Here is a 6,378-nt window from a genome sequence, read left to right as displayed (position 1 = left end):
GTCAAGAAGGCCGGCTTTATCGAGTCCGATTTCTCTTGATATTCGGGGTCAGAGCCCGAATTTCACGGGTGGGCTCTGACCCCGACTAGCTAAAAATCAAATCGGGGTCAGAGCCCGAATTTTACGGGTGGGCTCTGACCCCGACTGATCAGGAGCGGAGCTCGGGTGTACCAGGGGGCTCCGGATCCGGCTGATTCACCAACGTCGCCCCGGCTAGGCGGGGCGATGCAAGCGGAGCGCCATGCGGCTCGGCGCCCGCTCCATGCTTAGGCAAATTTTACTTACTGGAGAATAGACAACCATGAGTGCTATCGTTGATATCATCGGCCGCGAAATCATCGACTCGCGCGGCAATCCGACCGTCGAGTGCGATGTGCTGCTGGAATCCGGCGTGATGGGCCGTGCTGCCGTCCCGTCGGGCGCCTCGACCGGTTCGCGCGAAGCCATCGAATTGCGTGACGGCGATCCGAAGCGTTACTTCGGCAAGGGCGTGCTGCAGGCCTGCGAAAACATCAACACCGAAATCAGCGAAGCCATCATGGGCCTGGATGCCAACGAACAGGCATTCCTGGACCGCACCCTGATCGACCTGGACGGCACCGAGAACAAGAGCCGCCTGGGCGCGAACGCGATGCTGGCCGTCTCGATGGCCGTCGCCAAGGCCGCCGCGGAAGAAGCCGGCCTGCCGCTGTACCGCTACTTCGGCGGTTCGGGCGCGATGCAGATGCCGGTGCCGATGATGAACGTCATCAACGGCGGCGCGCACGCCGACAACAACCTGGACATCCAGGAATTCATGATCATCCCGGTCGGCGCCCCGTCGTTCAAGGAAGCCGTGCGCTATGGCGCCGAGGTGTTCCACACGCTGAAGAAGATCCTGCACAGCAAGGGCCTGAACACGGCCGTCGGCGACGAAGGCGGTTTCGCCCCGTCCGTCGCGAACCATGAAGAAGCCATCAAGCTGATCATGCAAGCCATCGAGCAGGCCGGCTATGTGGCCGGCCAGGACATCGCGATCGGCCTGGACTGCGCCGCCAGCGAGTTCTACAAGGACGGCAAGTACGTGCTGGAAGGCGAAGGCGGCCTGCAACTGTCGGCGCAGGACTTCACCAACATGCTGGCCACGTGGTGCGATAAATACCCGATCGTCTCGATCGAGGACGCCATGGCCGAAGGCGACTGGGAAGGTTGGGCAACGCTGACCGCCGCCCTGGGCAAGCGCGTCCAGCTGGTGGGCGACGACCTGTTCGTCACCAACACCAAGATCCTGAAGGAAGGCATCCAGAAGGGCGTCGCCAACTCGATCCTGATCAAGATCAACCAGATCGGCACGCTGACCGAGACCTTCGCCGCCATCGAGATGGCCAAGCGCGCCGGCTACACGGCCGTGATCTCGCACCGTTCGGGCGAGACCGAAGACTCGACCATCGCCGACATCGCCGTGGGCATGAACGCCCTGCAGATCAAGACGGGCTCGCTGTCGCGTTCGGACCGCATGGCAAAATACAACCAGCTGCTGCGCATCGAGGAAGATCTGGGCGACATCGCCAGCTACCCGGGTCGCGACGCCTTCTACAATCTGAAGTAATCCAGTAGTATGAACACGGTCCGGGTTTTCCGGACCGTGTTCATGTTCGCCCAGCCGTTTTCACCATGCGCCTCATCACCCTTGCCCTGGCGGCCCTGCTGCTGCTGATCCAGTATCCCCTGTGGCTGGGGAAGGGCGGCTGGCTCACCGTCGCCGACCTGGAATCCCAGGTGGCCGCGACCCGTGCCAGGACCGAGCAACTGAAGGCGCGCAACGCCAAGCTCGAATCGGAAGTGCGCGACCTGAAGGATGGCCTCGGCGCCGTCGAGGAACGTGCGCGCTACGAACTGGGCATGATCAAGTCGAACGAGATCTTCGTGCAGGTGCTGCGTAAGGACGAGAAGCCGGCCGTCATGATGACGGAACCGCCACCCGCTCCTCCGCCCAAGGCCAGGAAGGCCGCACTCAAGCCGGCCGAGGATTGACCATGTCCGATCCGGATTCCCCGTCACTCGATACACTCGAAGCCGTCGCCGGCTATCTCGCCGCCGCCTTCGACGCCGGCGACCCCGATACGATGGTACAGGCCCTCGCGCTCGTCGCGCGCTCGGAAGGCCTCGCGCACCTGGCCGCCGCCGCCGGCCTGCCGCGCGCCCAACTGGCCGATGCGCTGGTTGCCGGCGAGATCGGCCTCGACACGCTGTTGTCCATCATGAAGGTCATCGACCTGCATATGCCTATTGGCTTTTCCAATAACAATTAGATAGACTCGACTTAATGTTGAGGCCGGCTCAGTTAAGCCGAGCGTTTTATCTTTTTTCAGAGGACTTCATGAGTACGTCGAATGTCGGCAAGTTCTGGGATCTAGAGCCTCAAGAGGATTTGTTGAATCCTAGAGATAATGGTATCGGCGTATCTCCTAAGTTTGAGGCCGTGCTAAACGCGCACGGAATGTATGAAACCCTTAAATTTGTTCTTAGACTAAGTCCGCGTAACCACGAGCTTCTTGATTCTATAGGAAATGGTGTCTATCAAGGAAGTCAGTTGTCCGGAGAGGTTTTGCAGGCCTATTCGACCTATCTTCATGAAACAGTGCATTGGTGGCAACATGTTGGGTCGTCATCGGGATTGTTGTTTAGTTTAAGTTATCTGGCCCAGACTCATGCGAATTTGGAGGATCTTCGGGCGGTAATTGATCAATTCGGCCTGAAGAAGTCGTTAAAGAGATGGGCGGATGAGACCTTAGTAAGGGAAGGGGCTGCGGCGCAAGTTAAGTTGGCTAAGGCTAATGTCGTTGTAAATAACGCCTTAGATGTAGAATACTATAGAATCTTTGCTCTCAATCCCCAAAAGAGCGGCCCCTTGCTCGTAAAGCAAAAACACTTCGAATCGGTAGGGCATAGTTACCATATTTCATATGGTCAACTTATCGGTCTCTTGTCTGCGTCTATGGATCCTGAACTCTGCGTGTTGCCTGATGCAAGAAAATGGGATGCGGAATTCTTAAGGCTTAATCGCAATAGGCATGAAGGATTTTATTGGCGTTCCCCGCTTAGAGTGGCTCCAGTTGGTCTTCACGCTATTTATGAAGGGCAGGCTCGTTTCATTCAATTACAATTTCTGAATAACACGTTTAAGAGATCGCCATCATGTGATGAATGGCGTCAAATGGGATATTTGGAAGGTATATATGTTGAAGCATTCGAGGTATTTTTAAAGCTATCCGGATCTGATTGGCCGAATGATTTGGAAGATCCGATAGTTGGATTGTTTCTGTTAATTTGCGATCTTGCTATTAATCCCACTCGTGGCTTTCCACTTGATATTGAAATATTTGAGAATTTCATTCGCGATGTTGATGTTGGTGCGCGATTTACTCGGCTGTCCTTGGCAGTTGAGCAGCTTCCTCAACTTAAAAAAATGCTTAAGTCGTACAGTCGTGATGAATATGTGGAGATATCGAGAATATTAACTGATCGCGTGGATTACGATCATCCATTCTTGGCGTTGCAAGCGGTTAGAGATTGGATCGAAACATCGCCGGGTCTAAAGGTGTTGATGGAAGAGTATAAGACGTTTGACTACGATTTGGGAAATCTTCCTATTAGGGTTTTCTTCTCTCATTATATTTCTTTTTGCTTGGATAAGCTTGAAAGGCCAGAGTTCTTTTGTTGGCCAGGTGTTTGGATGGCGGGTGAGAAAGTGAGCGACGAAGCCGCTAAGCTTTGGTTGCGTCATCTTTCTTTGTTCACGGATCGCGGGGATAAGCCGGGGGTTTATCCTAGAAAATGGCCTGATCGCGAAGAGCATAAAATTCAAACTATGTTTGAAAATTTTTATGGCACAATGGCACTTTATGATTTAACTCATCAGTGGATTCTTAGGGATGGACCTTTTGTTTGTAATTATGAGTGGATATCCCCAGATTACTCCCAAGAGCATGCTGATGCCTGGGCAAATAGGAGTTTTAAACAAACATTCGGAGTAGAGTTGAAGGACTTCGATATTCAAAACAGTTAGCGGCATAGCTAAATATCGCGCTTGGCGTCGGCGAGATCGCCTCGATACCGCCGTTGTCCATCATGAAGGTCATCGACCTGCGCCGTCCGGCGGGCGGCGCTGCTATCGAAAACGTGCGCACAAGTGTGCAGCGTTCTCTTCCTGTCCCGAGCCGTCCTGCTGACCATGCTCGTGCCTGGCAGGCGTGACTTTCCCGCCTCCCGCCGGCCCGTCGCCGGCGGCAGTGCCCGGCGTCGTCGCCGGACTCGCCACGGGTAGCGCATTTTGCGCCGCGAGGGCGCCGGATGCGAGCCGTTGCAGATTGATCGCTGCGTTCACGTCGCGGTCATGATGCGCGCCGCACGCGGCGCAGGTCCAGGTGCGTTCGCACAGACCCAACGCGGCGTATTGGTCGCCGCACGCCGAACACAGCTTGCTCGACGGATACCAACGGTCCGCCAGCAGGAGTTGTGTGCCATAGCGCGTAGCCTTGTATTGCAGCTGGCGCCTGAACTCATAAAAGCCGACGTCGCTGATCGCACGCGCCAGACGGGCATTGGCCAGCATCCCGCGCACGTTCAGGTCCTCGATCACGACAGTTTGATTTTCGCGGCACAACCGCGTAGTCAGCTTGTGCATGAAGTCCGCACGCACGTGGGCAATGCGCGCGTGCAGCCGCGCCAGCGCGCGGGCGCCACACGTCCGGTTCTTCGATTCCGGCAGTCGTGTGCCTTTCGGGATCGGTCCCTTGATGCCGACAGCTTTCCTGGCCGCCTCCAGCTTGCGCGACTGGCGCCTTGAGCGGATGCGCAGGCGCCGCAGCGCCGCAGCGAGTGGGCGCGGTGCCGCGATCTTCTCGCCGTTCGACAGGGTGGCGGCCGCGCTCACGCCCAGGTCGACGCCGGTGACACCGTCGCCCGTACGGTACAGGCGCGCAACGTGATCAGGCACCTCGACCTGCACCGCCAGATACCAGCGATCGGCCTGGCGCCCGACACTTGCCCCCATGATCCTGCCGTGCCAACGCAGATGCTCGCGCATTTGCACGCGCCCGACTTTCGGCAACACTGCCTCCATCCCTTCGATCCGGAATTTATCGTTTGCAATATAGAACGCATCGCGACACCGCCCTTTTTTCTTGAAACGCGGCCGGTGTGCCTGTTTGCCTGTGCGGCGCTGATTGAAGTAGCGGGACCACGCTTTTGCCAGGTTCGCGAAGGGTTGCGCGTGGGCGTCGCGGTGGATTGTGCGCAGCCAGGGCTGGCCGTCGTCGTCCAGCCAGTCAGGATCTGAATACTTGATGCCGTTGAACTGCTTCTTCAGTGCCATCGCATTTGGTTTCTGGCCGGCAGCGACCTGGCGGTTCCACTCGGCGAGCGCCCAGTTCCAGACGCGCCGGGCGGTACCGGCCGCGCGCGCGAAATAGTCGCGCTGCGCAGGCGTCGTGTCGAGGCGGATGTGGTGGGAAAGGAGCACGATCGTGGATTCCGTTCAGTAGGGCGTTGGACCAAAGCCCGCTGAACAAGTTCCGGGTGTCGTCGGAGCACGTGCGCGGTCGGCGCACCTATCAACACATCCGAGCATCAAGTTGGGTGTAACGGCGCCGGTTGCTGGCGGCGCGCGCCGTCGGGATAAGCCGTCCCTCGCGCTCCCAGCGCTGCAGAGTCATGACCGTAGTCCCCAGCAGTCTGGCGGCCTGCCCGATTCCCATGGTGCTTTCAATGATCACGATTGGACACATCTACCCACATTTGGTTCGACCAGAGTCGAGCTCCTAACTGATTTCACGACGTTGACCGCGCCGCCGGCGTGCGTTGCCGCAATACCCCCGTGCAGCGACGCACGCCGGCGGCCGCGTGCATCCCGGCCTCCGCGCGCGTCAGGCCGCGGCGCCCATGCCGGCGGGCGGCGCATAGCCCGGCTCCAGCAGGCCGGGAATCGGCTCTCCTTCCATGACGACGATCTCGCCGATGCTTTGCGCGCGCGCGACGATGCGGTCGCCGTTCGCGATATGGCTGCCGACGAGGGCGATCGGCCGGTTCGCATAGGTCGACGCATGGCCTGCGCCGGACACGATCACGCTCTCGCTGCCGTCCGGGTAGCGCACGCGGTCGCCCACGCAGGCGATGCGGAAATCGTCCGCCGGCTCGCCCTGGCCGGCGAGCACGACTTCGCCACCACGGCGGGTGCGCGAGCCGATCGTCGCGATCGGATAACGGGCGATCACCTTGCGAGGCACGCCGATTCCCTGCGGCGTGGCTGCGGCAACGGTTGCGTCTGTATCACTGTCGATGGCTGTTTCCTGGGCACGTACTGGTTTCATCCGGATCCTCCAGAGTTTGCGGAATGGG

At 58.5% G+C, this 6,378-nt stretch carries 7 protein-coding genes; 4 read left to right on the top strand and 3 right to left on the bottom strand.

All coding sequences use genetic code 11. From position 1 onward, the window contains the following. The first annotated feature begins 301 nt into the window (after positions 1 to 301). The 4 genes from eno to AC1DYX_RS09485 all read left to right on the top strand — a co-directional run bounded on the left by eno (position 302) and on the right by AC1DYX_RS09485 (position 4,048). A complete protein-coding gene (eno, locus tag AC1DYX_RS09500; protein ID WP_477258569.1) occupies positions 302 to 1,588 on the top strand; it encodes a phosphopyruvate hydratase in 1,287 nt (428 codons plus the stop codon). 65 nt (positions 1,589 to 1,653) lie between these two features. Continuing rightward, positions 1,654 to 2,013, top strand: a complete 360-nt coding sequence (gene ftsB / locus AC1DYX_RS09495) for a cell division protein FtsB (protein WP_477258568.1) — start codon at positions 1,654 to 1,656, stop codon at positions 2,011 to 2,013. A gap of 2 nt (positions 2,014 to 2,015) precedes the next feature. Next, complete coding sequence (locus AC1DYX_RS09490) at positions 2,016 to 2,291, top strand: hypothetical protein (RefSeq protein ID WP_477258567.1); 276 nt, start codon at positions 2,016 to 2,018, stop codon at positions 2,289 to 2,291. Between the two features lie 68 nt (positions 2,292 to 2,359). After that, positions 2,360 to 4,048 carry a hypothetical protein gene (locus AC1DYX_RS09485; protein ID WP_477258566.1) on the top strand — a complete coding sequence of 563 codons (1,689 nt, stop codon included), beginning with the start codon at positions 2,360 to 2,362 and terminating at the stop codon, positions 4,046 to 4,048. Positions 4,049 to 4,150: 102 nt separating this feature from the next. Here the strand turns inward: AC1DYX_RS09485 and AC1DYX_RS09480 are convergent, their stop codons facing one another. The 3 genes from AC1DYX_RS09480 to AC1DYX_RS09470 form a co-directional block, all read right to left on the bottom strand. After that, positions 4,151 to 5,503, bottom strand: coding sequence for an RNA-guided endonuclease InsQ/TnpB family protein (locus AC1DYX_RS09480; RefSeq protein ID WP_477258565.1), 1,353 nt, complete (start codon positions 5,501 to 5,503; stop codon positions 4,151 to 4,153). Between the two features lie 91 nt (positions 5,504 to 5,594). Continuing rightward, complete coding sequence (locus AC1DYX_RS09475; protein WP_477258571.1) at positions 5,595 to 5,738, bottom strand: MerR family DNA-binding transcriptional regulator; 144 nt, start codon at positions 5,736 to 5,738, stop codon at positions 5,595 to 5,597. A gap of 168 nt (positions 5,739 to 5,906) precedes the next feature. After that, complete coding sequence (locus AC1DYX_RS09470; protein WP_477258564.1) at positions 5,907 to 6,350, bottom strand: PAAR domain-containing protein; 444 nt, start codon at positions 6,348 to 6,350, stop codon at positions 5,907 to 5,909. Positions 6,351 to 6,378 lie beyond the last annotated feature (28 nt).

Source organism: Massilia sp. P2_C2 (genome assembly GCF_056404615.1).
Note: the sequence above shows the minus strand (reverse complement) of the source record. Positions and strands in the feature narration are given on the sequence as shown.